This window comes from Arthrobacter sp. NPDC056691 (assembly GCF_042791415.1).
Taxonomy (GTDB): domain Bacteria; phylum Actinomycetota; class Actinomycetes; order Actinomycetales; family Micrococcaceae; genus Arthrobacter.
On the sequence record NZ_JBHTXX010000035.1, the window covers coordinates 20,942 to 39,823 of the forward strand.

The window sequence follows — 18,882 nt, forward strand, 5'->3', positions numbered from 1 at the left end:
GAGCTGGTTCCATAGATGCATGGACGCGAACGCTGGCAACGATCACGACGCCGACCTTCCGGCAGTGTGGGGGATGCTAACCCCGGGGACGGAGACGGGGATCCGGAAACGGGGCCGCCCCGCCCGGGCCGGCGTTGCCGGCCGAGTGCCCCTTGACGGCTCGGTCGTCTTCGCCTGGCTCGATGGGCAGTCGTCCCGCAGGCTGCATTTTGCCGGAGACCCGCTGGTGGTCCTGCCGGAGCTCGAGCACACGGAGGCCTTTTAGCGCTCCCCGTGTCTTGGCGTTGCCCGAGGATGCCCGCGGCTTCAGCGGTGCTGCATCAGGCGGGTTTCAGGAGTCGCGCGGTCGAGTATCTCGGAGCGGCGCCTGACGGCGTCGGTGAACCTGTCCAGGAACAGGTCTGCGCTTGCGTGCTTCGAGGAGGGCAGCAGCAGACCCCGGTGCTTTTCGACGACGGTCAGGCGGGTCTGCCGCGATTGGGGCGTAAGCGTGAAAGTGCGGGTTCTGCTCCACAGCCCGAACGGCAGGCGGCGGTGCCAGGTCATGACGTTTCCGCTGACTTGCCGGACACGCAGCTTCACGGACCGCCGGCCTCCGGAAGGTGTGATCCGGACGGTGTCACCAGCCCGGACAGCGCCGTCGGCCTCCAGGATTCCCGACTCCCAGACGCCGAAGTTTCCGCCGTCGGTGATGACGTGCCAGACACTCGCGGCCCGGGCCTGGATGAGTACTTCGGAGCTGAACAAACGCACCCAACCACGCTACTGACTCAGGCCACTGACTGGGTGTTGTGCAAGTGTTGTGCCGCCCACACCGGCCCCCGGAGGCTCAGCTGATGGAGAGGAAGAGGAAAAGCAGCGCCAGCAGGAGCGCCACCGGGGTCATGACCAGCCGTTCCGGTTTGCTGCGGGAGATGGCGTTCATCAGCACGCCGAGGGTGAAGTATGCCGTCAGGACCCAGGTGAACACTGGGTACCAGGCGTCGCTGCCGATCGCGGGTGCCAGTCCGGTTCTCGCCAGGGCCGCGTGCCCGAACACGAGATAGAGCAGAACTGACACCGCGCTGCCGATCCTCAGCCTCGCGGGCAGGATCCTGTGCTGTCCGCCCCAGGCCAGACGTCCCAGCGGTACGCCGCCCATCAGCAGCACCTGAAAAACTGCCAGCCCTGCGAGCACGGCACAGGCGAGCACCGCGGATATTTGACCCAGCTCCACAGCCGATCCCTTCGGTCATCTTGAGTTCCAAGCTAATTGTGCCTTGCCGAACCGACCACTGAACTCCCGGCGGCCGCCCGAGGCTATGCCCGTGAATTTGTGCCGGGGGCGATTTTTGTCAGGGGCTTCTGGAAGAGTGCTGTCTGGGACAGTCGGACGGGCCGCCTGTACCATCGGAAACATTCATGTCCGGAGGGTTCCGGAGACTGGAGCAGCACATGCAACTCGGCGCTTTCTCACTCAGCCTCGCCGTCAAGGACATCGCGGCGTCGGCGGCGTTCTACGAGAAGCTGGGATTCACCAGGTCCGGCGGCGATATCGACCAGAACTGGCTGATCCTGCGGAACGGTCAGACGGTGATCGGCCTCTTCCAGGGCATGTTCGAGAAGAACTCCTTGACCTTCAACCCGGGCTGGAACCAGGACGCGCAGCAGCTCGACTCGTTCACCGATGTGCGCGATCTCCAACGCCAACTGAAGGACCAGGGCATTCCGTTCGCTGCTGAAGCCGGCGACGGAACCGGACCCGGCAGCTTCATCGTGGTGGACCCCGACGGCAACCCGGTCATCGTGGATCAGCACGTCTGATCCGGATCCCATCTCAGGAGGCTTCCATCCAAATCGGGGCTTCACCAAAGAGGAGTAAGGAACATGTCCAGCAACCCTGAGGACTCCAACAACCCCGAGGATCTTGTCAGCGTCAGGTACATGGTGGACGACGTCGGCGCCGCCGTAGGCTTCTACACGAAGCACCTCGGCTTCACCGTGAGAATGAACGCGGCACCGGCGTTTGCCGACGTCGTGCGCGGTCAGTTACGCCTGCTGCTGAGCGGACCCACCAGCTCGGCGGGCCGGCCAATGCCCGGCGGCGCGGTCCCGGCACCGGGCGGATGGAACCGGATCCATCTCATCGTGAGTGACATATCCGCCGAGGTGGACAGGCTGCGGGCCGCGGGCGTTCCGTTCCGCAACGAGATCGTGAAGGGGCCCGGCGGCCAGCAGATCCTGCTGGAGGATCCGGCGGGCAACGTCGTCGAACTGTTCCAGCCCGCCGGTACGTAAGCGACGAAAACGCAGACGCCCGCCCGCCGGATTCGGGTGGATCCGGCGGCCGGGACTCGGCTTCTCGTTTGCTTGCGCGGCTATGGCGCCGGGCGGGGGAGTGCGGGAGCTGTTAGTGGGCGGCTGTCGCCGGGGTCTTGTGGACGAGGTAGATGGCGCCGGTGGTGACGTCCTCCTCGAGTGCTTCGAGGGTGCGGCCGCGTGTCTCGGGAACCTGGGTGTAGATGAAGATGAGGGCCAGGATGCCCACCACACCGAACATGAAGAACGTTCCGGTGATGCCGACCGATGCCACCAGGGTGGGGAAGAACAGGCCCAGGAAGGCGTTGGCGATCCAGAGGCAGAAGATGGAGACGCCGATGGCGAAGCCGCGGATGTGCAGGGGGAAGATCTCCGAGAGCATCACCCAGACGGCGATGTTGAGGAACGTCTGCATGGAGCCGACGAACGCCACCACCAGGAAGAGGATCACGAAGGGGCGCGCCGGGTTTCCGACGGGCAGGGCGATGGAGGCGATGCCGATCAGGAAGTGGCAGATGGTGGTCAGCGTGAAGCCCAGAAGCAGGGTGGTGCGGCGGTTGACCCGCTGCATCATGGTTAGTGCGATGACGCCGCCGACGACGGCGATGACGCCGGGGGCGATGTTGGCGATGAGGGCGGCGCGGGAGTCGAAACCGGCTTCAACCAGCACAGACTGGCCGTAGTACATGATCGAGTTGATGCCGGTCAGCTGCTGTGCCACGCCCAGGCCGATGCCGACGAGCAGGATGCGCAGGATCCACTTGTTCTTCAGTGCGCCCCAGCCGGACAGGTTCATTTCCTTTTCCTCGTCGGCCAGGTGCTTGACGTCGGCCATCTCCGCTTCGGCGCGGTCCGATGAGCGGATGGTCTTGAGCACGGCCAGGGCTTCCTGGGTGCGGCCACGCGAGATGAGCCAGCGCGGGGATTCCGGCATCCGGAGCATGCCGAGGAACAGGGCGACTGCCGGTACCGCGGCGACGGCGAGCATGATGCGCCAGACGCCGCCGAATTCGCCCCAGATGTTGCCGATGATGGCGTTGACCGCGAATGCGGCGAGCTGGCCGATGACGATCATGAGTTCGTTGCGGCCGGCAAGCGAGCCGCGGATTTCGTAGGGGGCGAGTTCGGCGAGGTACACCGGGACCACGGACGAGGCGCCGCCGACGGCGAGGCCAAGGATGATACGGCCGACGACCATGACCTCGAAGCTGGGCGCAAACACGCAGGACAGGGCGCCGACGAGGAACAGGACGGCCAGCAGGATGATGGTCTTTCGGCGGCCCCAGGTGTCGGCCAGCCGGCCGCCGCCCACGGCGCCGGCCGCGGCGCCGAAGAGCAGGGAGCTGGTGACGATGCCCTCGGTGATCGGGGTGAGGCCGAGGTCGGCCGTCATCGGCCGGAGTGCGCCGTTGATGACACCCGTGTCGTAGCCGAACAGCAGGCCGCCGAAGGTTGCGATCGTGGCGACCATGCCGAGGCGCTTGCGGTGCGGGCCGTTCGTGAGCGGCGGCAGCGAGGGCGTATGCGCGCCGTCGCGTTGGGCTTGGGTTGCAGACATAAGGACTCCTTTGTCTCAAGTTTGCGGGACGTGTGCCCGCTGTCACATTCAAGACTAACGCGCGAAAGGCTTAAATGTAAGGTCAAACTTACAAATGACTTAGTTCTTCGCCGTTTCGCCTCGTGGGAGGATGGCGACATGAGCATTCAGCGGCAGCGCCGGCCAGCCACCCAGGCCGACGTTGCGCGCGAAGTCGGGGTCTCCCGGACGCTGGTGTCCTTCGCCTTCCGTGGCGCCGCGGGCGTCAGCGACGAGACCAAACAGGCGATCTTCGACGCCGCCAGGCGTCTGGGGTACCGGCACAACGCGGCCGCCGCCGCCCTGGCCAGCAAGCAGCGCACCGCCGTCGGGCTTTACCTCCTTGACCTCCGGAACGAGGTCTTTTCGGATGTCCTCAACGGCGTGCGGCTGGCGCTGCCGCAGGCGCGCAACCGGCTGATCCTCAGCGTCTCCCGCTCGATCGGCGGTGAGGATCAGGGTGCCGTTGACTCGCTCATTGAGGCACGGGTGGGGATCATTATTGCCGCGACGCTGCTGGACCCCGATGACCGGGTGAGGGAGCTGGCGCAGATCGTACCGGTGGTCAGCGTGACGCGCCGGGTGGAGGGGGTGGACAGCGTGTACCCGGACGACCGTGCGGGCGCGCGGGCCGCCGTCGAGCATCTCCTTGAACTCGGGCACACACGGATCGCGCATCTGGCCGGGCCGCATATTGACGGACACACCGTCCGCCGGGAAACCTACGAACGGATGATGCGGGCCGCCGGCCTGACCCCGCAGACCGTGGCGGCCGATGATTTCACCCAGGAGGCCGCGGAACGTGTGGCGGGGCAGCTGCTGGGCGGGCCGGACCGCCCGACGGCCGTGTTCACGCACAACGACCAGTTCGCGCTCGGTGTCCGGGAAACCGCCTACGCCATGGGGCTGACGATTCCCGGGGACCTGTCGCTGGTGGGCTACGACGACTCGCGGACCGCCCGGCTCCACGGCATCGACCTGACCTCGGTGGACCTGCATGCTGTGGAGCTCGGGAAAATTGCCGGAAGCGTTGCTCTGGAGCGGCTCAATGACCCCGCGGCCCCCATCGCGGACAGGTGCATCACACCGCAACTGGTGGTCCGCAACTCCACGGCCCCCCTCCGCCGATGACCGTGGACCGCGGCACCTGGCGGCCAGGGTCCAGCAGTGCGGCGATGGCGCCGGTAATTTTGGCGCCGCCCTGCACGGAGGGTTCGAGCGCGTTCGCGTAGTCGCCGTCGTGGTTGCAGATGATCCGGAGGTCCAGCAGGCTCAGGCCGCGGGCAAAGGCGGCCCTGGTGACGCAGTCGTTGAAAACCGTGAGGGCGGTCCTGATGATCCGGTAGAAGGGTCCGGTGGAGGGCGTGTCGTAGATGGTGCACACGGCCGCGGGCAGTCCGGTCCCTGAAAGCGCGTCGACCATCAGCTCATAGTCGGCGGCGAACCGGTCCTGGGCATCGGCGAACATGGCCACGGCCTCCGCCACGGATCGTGCGGGTGCTTCGAGCAGGTGGGCGAAGCCGAGCGCATCGTTCCCTCCGGCGCTGACAACGAGGTGGGTGGCATCGTCGGGGACGGCAAGCAGTTGGCGGTGGACCCCGGCGATCACGTCGCCGTCGGCCGCCAGCAGCGTTGCCTTCCACCCCGGCGGGAGGTCGCCGCGCAATTGCTCCACGACGTCGGGCCCGCCGTCAACGTACGCCTTGTTGTCGAAAATCGAGTCCCCGAGGAGGACGATGTGGCCCGCCGCGCTGCTGTCCATGCCGCATCGTCCCACGAAAGGCGCCGCGCTGACGAGGGCCGGGCCAGGACGTGAGTTTTTGTCCAGATATCGCCAGTTGGAGGCCCTCGAAGTCATGACAAGTGGACGAAAACTCCAGACTGGCAGGCCCTTCCGCGGCCAGGCTTTCCCGGAGGCCTCTTGATTGAACTGCCCGCTCTTGTTGCACTTGAGTACGCAGGTCTGTGGGCACGAACCGCTTCCTCCGGCGATTCCGCGCTCCGACCGCCTACTTCAGGAGACCGCCATGACCGCCGACCCAGCCAGGAAGCCCTCCGTCCTCTTCGTCTGCGAGCACAACGCGGGCCGGTCCCAGATCGCCGCCGGGTTTCTCACCAGCCTGTCCAGGGGAGCAATCGAGGTTCGGTCCGCCGGCATCCGGCCGTCCCACGAGGTCAGCCCGTCCGTCGTCGAGGCCATGGCGGACGTCGGCATTGATATTTCCCGGGCCGTCCCCAAAGCCCTCACCACCGGGGCAGTCCAGGAGGCCGACGTCGTGATCACCATGGGCTGCGGAGACGAGTGCCCGGTGTTCCCCGGCAAACGCTACGAAGACTGGCAGCTCGCCAACCCCGCGGGCAGGGGGATCGAGTCGATCCGCCCCGTCCGCGACGAGATCCGGACGCGCGTCGAGGCCCTGGTCACCGAGCTGCCGCCCGCCCGGCACGCCGACGCCCAGTAACAGTTTCCGTGACGAAGCCTGAACAGAAGGAGCCAGCAGTGAGCAAGAACGCGAAGCCTGAGGATGCCAGCACAGATGATGCAGCCACCGGGAAGGCAGGAACCGAACAGCTGATCATCGTCGGCTCCGGTCCCGCCGGCTACACGGCCGCGATCTACGCCGCCCGGGCCGGCCTGAAGCCGCTGGTCCTGGCAGGCTCGGTCACGGCCGGCGGAGCGCTGATGAACACCACGGAGGTGGAGAACTTTCCCGGCTTTCCCGGCGGCATTCAAGGGCCGGAGCTGATGGACGGCCTGCAGCAGCAGGCGGAGAAGTTCGGCGCGCAGGTGCTGTTCGACGACGCCACTTCCGTTCAGCTCAGGGGTCACCTCAAGCGCGTGGTCACCGGCGGCGGCGAAACGTACGAGGCCCCGGCGGTGATCCTGGCCACCGGCTCGGCGTACAAGGAACTGGGGCTGGCTGAGGAGAAGAAATTCAGCGGTCACGGGGTGTCCTGGTGCGCCACCTGCGACGGGTTCTTCTTCCGCGACCAGGACATCATCGTGGTCGGGGGCGGTGATTCCGCGATGGAGGAGGCCACCTTCCTGACCCGCTTCGGGAAGTCCGTGACCGTCGTCGTCCGCAAGGGCGAGCTGCGAGCCTCCCGGATCATGGCGCAGCGGGCCAAGGACAACCCGAAGATCACGTTCGCGTGGAACTCGGCCGTCACGGCGATCCACGGCAACGGCAAGGTCAGCGGCGTCACCCTGACCGACACGCGCACGGGCGAAAAACGGAAGCAGCCAGCCACCGGGCTCTTCGTGGCGATCGGGCACGTGCCGCGCACCGAACTGGTTGCGGGGCAGGTGGAGCTCGACGGCGAGGGCTACATCAAGGTGGATTCGCCCACCACCTGCACCAACCTGAGCGGCGTGTTCGCGTGCGGGGACGCCGTCGACCACCGCTACCGCCAGGCGATCACCGCAGCCGGCACCGGCTGCGCAGCGGCCCTCGATGCCGAGCGTTACCTGGCCGCGCTGGAGGACGCGGACAGCATCGCAACTGCATTGGTGGAGGAACCTACCCACGCCTGAGCCCCCGGCCCAACTGACTGGCAGTTGTTGTCGTTTTGAGCCCTGAAAACGACAACTAATGCGAGTCAGTTGGGAAAGTTCAAGGGACGGCGGCGGCTGGGGGGGCCGCCCTGGTCTCAGACAGGCGGCACCGCCGCCGGCCCAGCCCCGGTGGTCGACTTTATTATCGTCCTCCCCCGATCCAAAAAGAAGGGAGGAGCTGGCGCTTTCCCAGCCAAACGTGGATACCCCCAAAACTGGCGGCCTGAAGCACCGGTTCGGTTCGGGGGCCCAGCTTTTCCCAAGACCGTGCGGCCAGAATCGAGGGGTCCCGACGGCGGGCAGCGCCTATCCGACGCCGGGCATGGCAGCCGGACCCGCGAGCATTCCCCCACCCAGCCGGATCCGGCTGCCGCTACGCGCACCCCGCACTCGAACGACTTGCGTGGCCTAGATAAATTTCCGCACCCGCCCCCACCCCGGATCATGGGTGTGGTCAACCTGCACATCCTTCCGCGACCGGGCAAACCGGTCGAAGCTGTCCCGTCCGTTCTGGTCCTCAGAATCGCTGTAGTAGTGCAGGACGCGCAGCCCGTTGGACGTTTCTGAAGCCACCATCCTGCCCCGGGGCCCGAGCACCGACTCCAGGTCCTTTTCGAGTTGGAGGAGTCCCAGCAGCGCCTCCCCGTCCGGCAGCCCGTCGTCCGGCAGTCCGTCATTCCCGGTCCGCCGGTACCTGACCCGGACAGCGGTGTGCAGGTCCAGCAGCGGGTGGTCGACCCAACGCAACGGCCGCAGCGCGCAGACAATCACCCGGTGCCCCGAGGATGTTTTGGCCTCCCGCATCGTCCACCGGGGGTCCGCGGTCCGGGTTGCCACGGCCTGGAAGAATTCGGGAACGACGGCGGCGGGCTGGCTGTCGCGCGGATCGGTCCGGGTGACGCTAACAGCGCCCACCCATCGCTGGACGTCGTCCTCGCCGAGGAGCCAGTCCACCAGCAGGCGCGCCGCCTGGCGGCAGTCGTTGGTGCCCATGCCCTTGAAGGCCGGGTGGAAGACGGTGAGTTCGGCCAAGGCTCGACGTGGGTCCCAGTCCACCGCAATCCGGGCCAGGCCCAGATCCACCGGCTGGTCCAGGCCTTCGAGGGTGCCGGTGAGCATATTTGGTTGGGGCTCCCTGGCCGCGGCGAATTCCCAGGTCTCAGTGGGCCGGGGAGCCGCCCGCCGCCATCGCTCTGCCAGGACCCGCAGTCGCGGATCCCCGCCGCCGGAGACGCAGAGCCGGTGCCGGGAACGGGCGCCCGGGCCGGTCTCCCAGCGCAGCTCGGGGTGAATCGCCATCACCATGGCCCCGATCATTTCCGGGAGGTCGCCGTAGACGCCTGTCATGACGGCTGCCGTGATAAGGCCGGCACCCGCCACTGACCACCACCGCCAGAAAGCGCCCACGGCTTCCGTCTCCGCTGTGTCGCCCCACTGCCGCACCAACTCCATCGGACCTCCTCGTCGTTCCGGTGTTCGCGCCATCCAATCCTGTTGAAGGATGATGTAACCCCAGACTCAAGAAGAAGGCAATGCCGCCGCAGGTTTCGCACAGGAGTTACTTGGGTTAACGCCGACGGCGGGCCGGCCCGTTAAGGGACCGGCCCGCCGTCGAGCGTTAATCGCCTTAGAGGGTGGCGGTGTCAATCACGAAGCGGTAGCGCACGTCCGAGGCGAGGACGCGCTCGTAGGCTTCGTTGATCTTGCCGGCCGGGATGACCTCGATCTCGGCGCCGATGCCGTGCTCGGCACAGAAGTCGAGCATCTCCTGGGTTTCGCGGATGCCGCCAATGGCAGAGCCGGCAAAGGAGCGGCGTCCGCCGATGAGGGCAAACGCGTTGACCGGGAGCGGCTCGGCCGGGGCGCCTACGTTGACCAGGGTGCCGTCGAGGGCCAGCAGCTGCAGGTAGGAGCTGATGTCGATCGAGGCGCTGACCGTGTTGATGATCAGGTCGAAGCTGCCGGCGAGGGTTTCGAACGTGCCGGCGTCGCTGGTGGCGTAGTAGTGGTCGGCGCCCAGACGCAGTCCGTCTTCCTGTTTCTTCAGGGACTGGGACAGGACGGTGACCTCGGCGCCCATGGCGTCGGCGAGCTTGACGGCCATGTGTCCGAGCCCGCCGAAGCCGACGACGGCTACCTTCTTGCCGGGGCCGGCACCCCAGTGGCGCAGCGGGGAGTACGTGGTGATGCCGGCGCACAGCAGGGGAGCCGCGACGTCGAGCTCGATGCCCTCCGGGATGGTGACGACGAAGTCCTCGACCACCACCACGTGGGTGGAGTAGCCGCCCTGGGTGATGGTGCCGTCGCGGTCGACGGCTCCGTAGGTGCCCACATTGCCCTTGAGGCAGTACTGCTCCTCGCCGGCCAGGCAGTTGGCGCACTCCTTGCAGGAGTTGACCATGCAGCCGACGCCCACCCGGTCGCCAACCTTGTGGCGGGTGACCTCGGAGCCCACCTCGGTGACGATGCCGGCGATCTCGTGACCGGGTGCGAGCGGGTACTGCTGCGGGCCCCAGTCGCCGCGGACGGTGTGGATGTCGGAGTGGCAGATGCCGGCGTACTTGATGTCGATGAGGACGTCGCGCGGGCCGACGTCGCGGCGTTCGATGGTGGTGGGGATGAGGTCCTCGGAAGCGGAGGGCGCGGCGTATGCGTTGACGGTAGGCATGGTTCTCCTATGTGTCGGTGTGGGTGGAACGGGCCGCAGATGAAAAGGGATCGGCCGTCTCTTCCATCTACTAAACCCCATCGCCGAGGCGTGAGGCAGGCCCTGCTGGTAGGGGTAACCACAGGGCCCCCAAGTCTCTTCCCTGTTGCGCACGGCAATTTCCGGCCGGTGGGCAGCGGGGGACTTGTTGATACCTACTCTATGAGCCCCGCCGTCAAACGTGGGAGTCCCTGTCAGGGCCTGTCAGAGGCCGGGATGCCGCCTTTACTGTGGGAGTAGGCTTTGTGGCCCGGCGGCTGCCGGGGAATGGAGTACCTGGAGTGGCGAGAATATTTATCACCGGTTCTGCCGGCGGACTGGGGCTGAATGCCGCCAGGGCGCTTATGCAGCAGGGCCATGACGTGGTGCTGCACGCGCGGAATACGTCGCGTTTGGCGGACGCCGGCGCGGTCCGGGAGCAGGCGGTGGGGACCGTCGTCGGGGATCTGGCCGACGTCGCCGAGACGGTGCGTGTGGCGGAACAGACGGGCGAGTACGGCCCGTTCGATGCCGTCATCCATAACGCCGGGGTGTACAGCGGCAGTGGGATCTTTTCGGTGAACACCGTTGCGCCGTACGTGCTGACCGCGCTCATGGCCCGGCCCCGCCGCGTCGTGTACATCAGCAGCGGCATGCACCGGTCCGGTACGCCCGACCTCGAGGGCATCGATTGGACGAACGCGGGCGTGCGGCCGACGGCCTACTCGGACAGCAAGCTGTACGTCACGGCGCTCTCGGCCGCGGTGGCCAGCCGCTGGCCGGACGTTGAAAGCAACGCGGTGGATCCGGGCTGGGTGCCCACGCGCATGGGCGGACGCAGCGCGCCCGATGACCTGGAGCTGGGGCACGTCACGCAGGTATGGCTGGCCACCCGCGATTCTTCCGACTCTGCCGATTCTGCCGGCGGCCGCGTGTCCGGAGGGTATTGGTTCCACCAGCAGCGCCGCGAGCCCCATCCGGCCGTGGAGGACGCGGCGTTCCAGGCGGAACTGCTCGAGGCGCTGGAACGGCACACGGGCGTCGCGCTCGGGTAGCCCCCGGGCCCAACTGAGTAGCAGATCAGGGCCTTCTCGGCGCTGGGAACGCCCTGATCTGCTACTCAGTTGGGGTCAGCGGCGGCTGAGGAGGCCGCGCATCAGGGTGAGGCTTTGGCCCAGGTTGATCGAGGGCAGGTATGCCCGGGTGATGGCGTTGGCGATTGCCGGCAGGGCTGCCGCGTCCGGATAGAGCAGGTACATGGGTTCGTAGTCCGGTTTGAATTTGGCCTTGAACGCCAGCAGGGACCGGAACCCGTACACCGGCTCCAATGCTGCCCCCAGCCAGTCGAGCATCCGGTCCAGCCCGCCGTCCGCATTGGCACCGCCGCCGTAGGTTCCAGCCGACGCCCCGCCCGCAACAGAGGCGACAGGCACCCGCGCCAGCGGTGCCCCGGACAGGCTCATGAACTCGCACCCCTCGTCCTGCAGGCTCAGCGCGGCCGACGCGATAAGGAAGTCGATGCTCGCCCGGAACCCGTCGCCGCGCCGCCGCATGAAGTCGAGCGTCCAGCCCACCACGTATCCGTTCCGGTACACCGGCAGCCACGAGGCCACGGCATGCACGGTGTGGTCGGCGTCGATCGCCAGCAGGCAGCGGACCTCGGGGTCGTCCAGCTCATCCAGGCTGCCCAGCGTGAAGCCCATCTCGGGGACCTTCTTGTCCGCCACCCACTCCTCGGAGATCGCCTCGATCTGGGCCTGCACGGCGATCGGCGCGCGGGCAAACGTGGTCCACTCGGCACGGATTCCCTCCTTGGCCGCCCGGTTCAGCGCGGTGCGGATGTCCTGGAACTTCTTGCCCCGGAAGGACACCTCGTCCAGCCGCAGCACGGTTTCCTGCGCCACCTGCACCGAACCCCAGCCCAGCGAAAGGGCCAGTCCCCGCAGCGACTCGGACACGAAGTAGAAGCACGGCGTCCACCCGCTGAACCTGCAGTGCCGGGCGAACTCCGTGAACGCCGCTTCCCGGTCGGCCCGCGGCCCCACGGGCGGCCCGAGCGCCACGGCCACGCCGCTGCGCACGCGGTACGCGATGAAGCTCGAGTCAGAGAACCAGTAGCTGTTCCCGCTCCAGGTGGTCATCCAGGAGAGCGAGCCGCCGCCGTGCGACTTGAGGATGCGCCGCGCCCGCTCCTCGTCCGCGCTGTGCCGGCCGTGGGCCGGACGCAGGAACGTCCGGAGCAGCAGGGCTCCGGTCCACGCCCAGAACACGACGCCGATGCTTTCGTAAAGCACGACGGCGGCAGTGCTTTCGGGGAAGAACGCCGGTGAGCGGTCCACCAGGAAGCCGAGGGGAAGGAACCGGTCCGGAACGTCTGCCAGAAGCTGAAGCGGTCCGGGCGCGGGGGTGAATCCGCCGGCCAGCAGGAGGCCCAGGCCCACATACGCAACGCTCAGCCCCACCAGGGCAATCACCACCCGGCGCGCCAGCCGCAGGTACGTTCCGCGGGGAGCCCGCACCGGGAACAGGTTCCGGCCGGCCAGCAGGAGCACGGTCAGGAAGACCGGTAGCAGCATCGGCAGCACCAGGCTGAGCGGATGCGAATAGCCCGACAGCTCGATCCCGCCCACACCCTCGCGGGAAGGCAAACCCGGACCTGGCGGCGGCAGCAGCACACCGGCGATGGTGACGGCGGCCAGCAAGGACAGGGAGGCCTGGATCAGGAGGGCGCCCGCCCAGGCGAAGCGCCGCCCGCGCCGGAGACCGTCCGCGAACAGCAGCAGGAGGAATGACGGCAGGATGGCCATGAAAATGCCGCCGGCACCGGCCCGCAGCTGCAGCTGGGCGGCGGCGCAGTCCCTGAGGTCGGCCGGGCGGGAACAGGACGCCTGCAGCGCCGCGGGGTCCACCGGTTGGATGTTGGTGAACAGGAACTTGAGCACAGAAAGAGGTCCGACGGCGTGCGGCGCCAGTCCCGCGACCACAGGCCCGATCGCCGCGACCGTCAGGAGCAGCGCCACCAGGATCCGGGCCTCGTGCCGGGAGACGGCGGGCCTGCCGAAGCGCGGCCGGCGGCCCTGCAGTACGGGACCGAGCAGTCCGCCGGCCGCCGCAGCACCGAGACGGACCAGGTCCTCGACGCCGCCGGCATACATCGCAAAGAGCAGCAGCACGGCCAGAATGACCACGCGGATCCGGCGCCGCCACAGCGTGGAAAGGGCCGCGGTCGCGGCCATTGCAGCCGCGCAGGCCAGGGCGCTCGGCCCCAGAAAGAAGTGCCCGCTGAGGTCCCGGATCCAGCTGCCCATCAGACCGCGGGCCGCGGCAAGGAACCCGAGCGTGGCCACGATTCCCAGCACGTGCCCGGCCAGCGCCGCCGAGGCGAACTTCAGGGATCCAAGACGGCGCTCCAGAGGCAGCCCGGCGAGCAGCACCGCAAGCGTGCCCACGATGTACCCTACGAGGTCCCGCTCCCAGAAGGCAGAGAGCAGCAGGGCCCACCAGTGGTCCGGCACCGAGCGCGGCGTGGCGGCGACGTGGGGGAGCAGTGACGGCGTTGGCCCGGAGGCGACGCTGCCGGACACAAAACCCGTGGCCCACAACAGAGTCACGAAGGTGAGGGTGGCGGGGGAGCCGCGCAGCACCCGGGCCCACCGCGCGGGTGTCCGGTTGCCGGAGGGTAGACGTCGTCCCTGGTCCGGCTGCCGCATGGGTGAATGGCTCCTTTCAAGGGGCACTTCGATTGTTCCACAGGCCCAACTAACTCGCAGTTGTTGTCGTTTTCAGCCCTCAAAACGACATCTACTGCGAGTCAGTTGGGTGGGCCACCATCTAGCGGGGGAAGAGGCGGCCACGGGGACAAGATTTTCCCAACCCGCCGGGGAGATGGTTGGTCTCGGCAACCAAATGTTGCCTTTGCTGCCCCGGCAAAGAAGAACGTACGACGCCGGCCCGCCCCACCGCGGGTCACGCGCCAGAGCATGTCATCACCTCACGCACCCTCATGAGCGCAGGAACCCCCTTCTGCATGTCCGCACAGGAACAGTTCTGCACAGGAACAACGGCACCTCCGAAAGGACCAGCCATGAGGACCACCAACGTTCGGCCCACCACGCTCCGAAAACTCACCATTCTTTGCGCCGCCGCCGGCCTGATCGCCACCGGCGGCGTCGGCACCGCCCTGGCCAAGGGCGGAACAGCCAAGCCGCCCAAGGGGATCGTCTCCCCGTGGGTGGTGCCCACGCTGCCCAACCCGGCCTTCTCCGTCCCCGCGGCCCAGCTGCACGGCTACGACGACACCGGCCTGGCACACAACGCCACCGTCGACGGCGCGGCCTGCCCCACCGCGGACCCGGCCGACTTCGGCGGCACCGTCACCATCAACGGGGTCGTCGTCACCATTCCCTGCAACCTCATCGTCCAGATGCCGGCCAACACGCTGAGCTGGGCGGACTTCGTCCACGGCACAGGCGGCAGCGCGCCGCTGGGCACCGACGGACTGGAATTGAGGGCCGTGGGCAACATAGTCGGAACGAAGCACATCGCCGGCATGGCCTTTGTCTCCCAGCAGTCGGCGAACACCGGCCGCGGTGAAATCACCGGGATCGACTACGCCAACGGCGCCCTGAAGATCGCCAACGCGGCCGGCGGCACCGTGACCGTGCAGCTGAACGACCCCAAGATTGCCGGCCTGCACGACAGCACGGGCGCGGACACGGGCCGGTTCAGCAGCGGCCAGTCGCCCGACAACCGGTTCAGTGTGGACCAGGACAACCCCACGGTGCACGCCGCCACCGGCTACCCCATGTGCGTGCCCCGCACCGACCCCAGCGTGAAGGATGACCCGCTCTGCCCGCAGAAGAACCGGCCGCTCGCCCCGGGCTGCCGCAACTTCAGCATCGCCGGCGTCGCGCTGCCGGCCAGCGGCGAACTCAGCGCCCCGGCGCCCGGCCAGAAATACTGCTCGCAGTACGTGATGCCGGCCTTCACCGGACTTCCGACGACGGGCCCGGACGCGTCGCAGCAGGCGCCGTTTGAGGTGGGCGACTACGTGGACTACTCCGGCACACTCTTCCACGGCACCGAGGACTACATCTCGGCCCACACCGTGGAGGCCAACCTGGGCATCTACACCCAGCCCGGCTCCCAGCCCAGCTACGTTGCCATCGGGGAGTTCGGCGTCGGCACCGCTGATCCGCTCGCGACGGCGGTCAACGGCGCCGCCCAGGAAACCCAGGACCGGATCTTCCTGGAGGCCGAAACCACTGATGTGAAGACCGCCGTCGACATCTACTACGAGGACCACAACCCGGACGGCTCGGTCCGCAACCGCTGGATCACGCCGTTTGAAATGACCGGCGAGAACGGCGTTCCGCTCAGCGGCCCCACGGGCGGCATCACCACCCAGAACACCGGGGCGCAGCCGCAGCGGGCCCGCCTGCGGGCCACCAAGGCGCCCAACGGGCTGCTCAGCCAGCCGGACCGGACCGTCCGGGTGGGTGTGCGCAGCCTGTGCCTGCCGACGCCGGTGAACGTCGCCACCACCACGATCAACCAGGCGGCGCTGGACAACTGCTTCAAGAATGCGCCCACCCGGGCCAACGGGCTCCAGCCGGGGCAGTACATCGCGCCGGTGTTCGAGTACATCTTCCCGGAGAACGTGATGCCGGGTGACCCGATCGTGCCGAACGATCTCTGGCACCTGCCGTTCCTCGTGAACGGCGAGGGCACCGGCAACACGGCGGCCCTGGTGCCGTCGCCGTGGTGAGCGGCCGGCTCCAATGAACCACCAGCCGGTTCTGTGGCGGGGGCTCGCTTCGGCGGTCCTCGCCACAGCCGCGCTCGCGGGATGCAGCGCGGCGCCGTCGGGACAGGACGGGCAGCCGCCCGCAGCGGTCCCGCCGTCGTCCGCTATTAAGGAAAGTACGACGGCGGGTGTGCCGCCCGCCTCGGACGGCGGCCGGCGTCGTGGTTCAGATGGTGACGGCGAAGGGGGAGAGGGCGCCCGCACGTTGCCCGCCCTGCCCGCCGGCTGGCCGGCGGACGTTCCCCTTCCGCCCGGCCAGCGGCAGGGGTCCGGCGGCACCGCCGGATCGCGGACGGTGCTGCTGACGGTCCCGGGCGGTGCGGACCAGGTGTTGGCGTCGGCCGAAGTGTTCTACGAGTCGAACGGATTCACCCGGACCGGCAGCGGGCAGCTGCGGAGGGGGCCGTACTCGATCGTGATGGTGGCCAGGAACCGGGACCACTCGGCGGCGCAGACGGACCTGACCATCTCTTTGGGGTCCACCGGTTGAGCCTGTCACTTCCGACCGTGCCATCCGATGCGGAAATCACCTGGCGACGCGCACATTTACGTGCGCGCAGGGAATTCCCGCTGCGCTAGGAATTTTGCGCGTCGCCGGACCTGGGGTGCTTTCTTGCCGAAGCGAAAGCGTCGCCGCCGCTGACAGGGACGGTTCCGATGACCAGTGTGCCGTGCCTGGCCGCGGGACTGATGTCGAGGCCGGTTTCGGTGATGCCGAGGTTGTCTCCGCTGATGACGAGGATGTGGCCGCCGTGGGCTGCGGCCTGGAGCCACTCGGCGTCGTCCGCGCTGCCCAGGTGCAGCTGTTCCCGGTAGAGGAGTTCGCCGTCGAGCTTGAGCCTCAGGAAGCCATCCGGCGTGACGGTGATCCGGCAGTTGGCAGCGGGTTCGGCGGCCTGCTCCAGGATGGCGGCGTAGTCGGCGCTCATGGCCAGTTGGAAGCCGTGGGCGAGCAGGAGCGAGACCAGGGCTGAGGTCAGTTCTCCGCCGTCTTCGCGGAAGCTCAGGACGGGGATGAAGGTGAAGGCCAGCGCCGGGACCACCCTGGTCCGGCCGCCGTTCGATTCCTGGGTCAGGAGTACCCGGGCAGCGACTGGAGACAGGGTATCCGGTTGCCACGGTGTTTGCCGGACGGCCAGGGCGGGGCCACTGCACCGCCGGTGGCAGACGGCGTCGGTGAAGGTGAGGTATTCAGTGCCGTCCGGCGCCGTGCTTTGCGTTATGTCCACGAGCAGGGACACCGGTTCATCGGACTCGAGAGGTACCCGGCAGTGTGCACAGGTTTTCGCGAGATCCGCTGCGGCGGTGACGTAGTGGGTGGTGTCCCTGCCTTTGAAAGCCTGGAGGCGCCCATCCCAGGCGACGTTGCGTGTGGTGGGCATGCGTCAAGGTTAGGCAGCCCTTATCTAGGAAACGTACAGGGGAAATCCAAGATTTATCCAAGATCCGCGGGCGCGCTATCGTTTCATGCCCACCCTGCGGAAACCTTGGAAACCCTCCCGACAGGTTCAACCCCCGCCGGTGACCATGCCCGTCCTGATGGAGTTTTCGTCCAGATACCGCGACTTCAGGGGCCCCGAAGTCGCGATATCTGGACGAAAACTCCGAGCCGCAGGGGGCGCTTGGGATTTGGACGTGGGCTTGCCGCGCCGGCCATGGCGGCGGGTGCCTAGAAAAACCTAGCGGGCGCACCCCCGAGTCAGGGGGTCCGGCAGCGGCGTGGGGGCCGTTCGGGTTTCATTTTTTCCATGGTGGAACCGCGAGGCTGGGGGCAATTGCTAGCGGAGGGCGGTGTGTGGTGAGGAAGTGGCTTCCGTTGCTGTTCATTCCCGTACTCGCCGTGGCAGGGGGCCAGGTCTGGAATGAAGCCTGCGCCCAACCGCCGGCCACGGTACTGCCTGGCATTGTGGTTGACCTGGGACCCGCTGCCAGTCCGACGCCGGTTGCGCGGCTGCCGCTCCCGCCGGTCCCAACGGAGAGCGTCACCGTCAACCGGTAGGACCTGCTCCGCTGAGCACCCGGAAGATAAGCCGCCGTCGACCGCATATTCGGAAATCCCCGGACTTAGGAAAACCACTGGAGAAATTAGCGAACATTTTGTTTGCCTAATTCCGCCCGCGGGCTGTAATCTCCCGATTTAGGTTTACCTAACTAAGCCAACTATGCACCATCACTCTCTCCCCGCACGGCCGCCTGCGCATCGCAGCGCGGCGGCCAACCGCCGGCCCGCACCGCCGGCGTCCCCGTGAAAGGCAGCTCCATGTCCCCAGCAGCACCGCCCGTCCCGGCGCTTCACGAACCACAGGCCGCCCACGGACCGCAAGCCCTTCACGAACGGCAGGTCATGCAAGCCACGGCCGGTCGGAAAAGCCTGCGGCTCCGACTGGTTCTGCTCGGAGCGTTGTGCACGGCAGGATGGACGGCCTCACTGCTCGTGGGGCACTTCGTCGACTGCGGGCCGGAACTTCACCGGATAGGGCTCGCCGTCCACATCCTTGCCCTGGTGCTTTCCTTCGGCACCATCCTGGTGGTCGACTGGCTCGGCCTGCTGTGGCTGCTGGGAAAGGTGCAGATGCACGAATCCGGAAAGCTGGAGGCCGCCTCGAAGCCGCTGATCTGGGGTGGGCTGGCCCTCCTGCTGGTGTCGGGCGCGCTCATCGACCCCGACCTGACCAATCCGGTCACCGCCATCAAGCTCGCCTGCGTCCTGGTGCTCATGCTCAACGGCCTGAGCATCGCGCCGGCGATGCACCAGTTGCTGGCCCTGCCCGCGCACACCCGCTTCGGGGAACTCGGCCGCAGGCTGCGGCTTCGCCTCATGGTGGCGCTCAGTGTTTCGCAGGCCTGCTGGTGGACGGCCGTCCTCATCGGCCTGGTCAACAGCACGCTCCGCCGCTGGGCCGGGGTGTAAGGCGCATCCAAGCAGCCGCGGGGCACCGGGTTTTTGTGAGGTGCCGGTT

General features: G+C 67.6%; 18 protein-coding genes. 10 read left to right on the forward strand and 8 right to left on the reverse strand.

What is annotated here, in order from left to right; genetic code table 11:
* The first annotated feature begins 19 nt into the window (after positions 1–19).
* Entirely contained in the window at positions 20–265 is a 246-nt protein-coding gene (locus ACFRAU_RS21645; RefSeq protein ID WP_378001422.1) for a hypothetical protein, read from the forward strand.
* 41 nt (positions 266–306) lie between these two features.
* Here the strand turns inward: ACFRAU_RS21645 and ACFRAU_RS21650 are convergent, their stop codons facing one another.
* Both ACFRAU_RS21650 and ACFRAU_RS21655 read right to left on the reverse strand, forming a co-directional pair.
* Positions 307–753: an SRPBCC family protein gene (locus ACFRAU_RS21650; protein ID WP_378001423.1), complete on the reverse strand. Its 447-nt coding sequence runs from the start codon at positions 751–753 to the stop codon at positions 307–309.
* Positions 754–829: 76 nt separating this feature from the next.
* Positions 830–1,216 carry a hypothetical protein gene (locus ACFRAU_RS21655; protein WP_377997600.1) on the reverse strand — a complete coding sequence of 129 codons (387 nt, stop codon included), beginning with the start codon at positions 1,214–1,216 and terminating at the stop codon, positions 830–832.
* A gap of 218 nt (positions 1,217–1,434) precedes the next feature.
* Between ACFRAU_RS21655 and ACFRAU_RS21660 the strand changes: the two genes are divergently transcribed.
* Together ACFRAU_RS21660 and ACFRAU_RS21665 are read left to right on the forward strand one after the other, a co-directional pair.
* The gene (locus tag ACFRAU_RS21660; protein ID WP_378001424.1) at positions 1,435–1,803 is read left to right on the forward strand and encodes a VOC family protein; all 369 of its coding nucleotides are present in this window, start codon (positions 1,435–1,437) and stop codon (positions 1,801–1,803) included.
* A 63-nt stretch (positions 1,804–1,866) separates the two neighbouring features.
* Positions 1,867–2,277, forward strand: a complete 411-nt coding sequence (locus ACFRAU_RS21665) for a VOC family protein (RefSeq protein ID WP_378001425.1) — start codon at positions 1,867–1,869, stop codon at positions 2,275–2,277.
* A 112-nt stretch (positions 2,278–2,389) separates the two neighbouring features.
* Here ACFRAU_RS21665 and ACFRAU_RS21670 read toward each other — a convergent pair whose 3' ends face one another.
* The gene (locus ACFRAU_RS21670) at positions 2,390–3,856 is read right to left on the reverse strand and encodes a sugar porter family MFS transporter (protein ID WP_378001426.1); all 1,467 of its coding nucleotides are present in this window, start codon (positions 3,854–3,856) and stop codon (positions 2,390–2,392) included.
* A gap of 138 nt (positions 3,857–3,994) precedes the next feature.
* On the opposite strand from ACFRAU_RS21670, the gene ACFRAU_RS21675 reads away from it, so the two are divergent.
* A complete protein-coding gene (locus ACFRAU_RS21675) occupies positions 3,995–5,005 on the forward strand; it encodes a LacI family DNA-binding transcriptional regulator (protein ID WP_378001427.1) in 1,011 nt (336 codons plus the stop codon).
* Here ACFRAU_RS21675 and ACFRAU_RS21680 read toward each other — a convergent pair.
* A complete protein-coding gene (locus ACFRAU_RS21680; RefSeq protein WP_378001428.1) occupies positions 4,956–5,636 on the reverse strand; it encodes a GDSL-type esterase/lipase family protein in 681 nt (226 codons plus the stop codon). The two genes, ACFRAU_RS21675 and ACFRAU_RS21680, sit on opposite strands and share 50 nt — an antisense overlap.
* Before the next feature lie 265 nt (positions 5,637–5,901).
* Between ACFRAU_RS21680 and ACFRAU_RS21685 the strand changes: the two genes are divergently transcribed.
* Entirely contained in the window at positions 5,902–6,336 is a 435-nt protein-coding gene (locus ACFRAU_RS21685; RefSeq protein ID WP_378001429.1) for an arsenate reductase ArsC, read from the forward strand.
* 110 nt (positions 6,337–6,446) lie between these two features.
* Positions 6,447–7,409 (forward strand): thioredoxin-disulfide reductase, encoded by a 963-nt coding sequence (gene trxB / locus ACFRAU_RS21690; protein ID WP_378001464.1) that lies wholly within the window; start codon positions 6,447–6,449, stop codon positions 7,407–7,409.
* A 429-nt stretch (positions 7,410–7,838) separates the two neighbouring features.
* Here the strand turns inward: trxB and ACFRAU_RS21695 are convergent, their stop codons facing one another.
* Together ACFRAU_RS21695 and ACFRAU_RS21700 are read right to left on the reverse strand one after the other, a co-directional pair.
* A complete protein-coding gene (locus tag ACFRAU_RS21695) occupies positions 7,839–8,882 on the reverse strand; it encodes a hypothetical protein (RefSeq protein ID WP_378001430.1) in 1,044 nt (347 codons plus the stop codon).
* Between the two features lie 175 nt (positions 8,883–9,057).
* The gene (locus ACFRAU_RS21700; protein WP_378001431.1) at positions 9,058–10,098 is read right to left on the reverse strand and encodes an NAD(P)-dependent alcohol dehydrogenase; all 1,041 of its coding nucleotides are present in this window, start codon (positions 10,096–10,098) and stop codon (positions 9,058–9,060) included.
* A 320-nt stretch (positions 10,099–10,418) separates the two neighbouring features.
* Here ACFRAU_RS21700 and ACFRAU_RS21705 point away from each other — a divergent pair, with 320 nt between their 5' ends.
* The gene (locus tag ACFRAU_RS21705) at positions 10,419–11,171 is read left to right on the forward strand and encodes an SDR family NAD(P)-dependent oxidoreductase (RefSeq protein ID WP_378001432.1); all 753 of its coding nucleotides are present in this window, start codon (positions 10,419–10,421) and stop codon (positions 11,169–11,171) included.
* A 75-nt stretch (positions 11,172–11,246) separates the two neighbouring features.
* Here the strand turns inward: ACFRAU_RS21705 and ACFRAU_RS21710 are convergent, their stop codons facing one another.
* Positions 11,247–13,826 carry a bifunctional lysylphosphatidylglycerol flippase/synthetase MprF gene (locus ACFRAU_RS21710; RefSeq protein WP_378001433.1) on the reverse strand — a complete coding sequence of 860 codons (2,580 nt, stop codon included), beginning with the start codon at positions 13,824–13,826 and terminating at the stop codon, positions 11,247–11,249.
* A gap of 374 nt (positions 13,827–14,200) precedes the next feature.
* On the opposite strand from ACFRAU_RS21710, the gene ACFRAU_RS21715 reads away from it, so the two are divergent.
* Both ACFRAU_RS21715 and ACFRAU_RS21720 read left to right on the forward strand, forming a co-directional pair.
* The gene (locus ACFRAU_RS21715; protein ID WP_378001434.1) at positions 14,201–15,883 is read left to right on the forward strand and encodes a hypothetical protein; all 1,683 of its coding nucleotides are present in this window, start codon (positions 14,201–14,203) and stop codon (positions 15,881–15,883) included.
* Positions 15,884–15,896: 13 nt separating this feature from the next.
* Complete coding sequence (locus tag ACFRAU_RS21720) at positions 15,897–16,412, forward strand: hypothetical protein (RefSeq protein ID WP_378001435.1); 516 nt, start codon at positions 15,897–15,899, stop codon at positions 16,410–16,412.
* A gap of 85 nt (positions 16,413–16,497) precedes the next feature.
* On the opposite strand, the gene ACFRAU_RS21725 is transcribed toward ACFRAU_RS21720, so the two are convergent.
* Positions 16,498–17,304, reverse strand: coding sequence for a hypothetical protein (locus tag ACFRAU_RS21725; RefSeq protein WP_378001436.1), 807 nt, complete (start codon positions 17,302–17,304; stop codon positions 16,498–16,500).
* Positions 17,305–18,182: 878 nt separating this feature from the next.
* Between ACFRAU_RS21725 and ACFRAU_RS21730 the strand changes: the two genes are divergently transcribed.
* Entirely contained in the window at positions 18,183–18,833 is a 651-nt protein-coding gene (locus tag ACFRAU_RS21730) for a hypothetical protein (protein WP_378001437.1), read from the forward strand.
* The last annotated feature ends 49 nt before the right edge of the window (positions 18,834–18,882 follow it).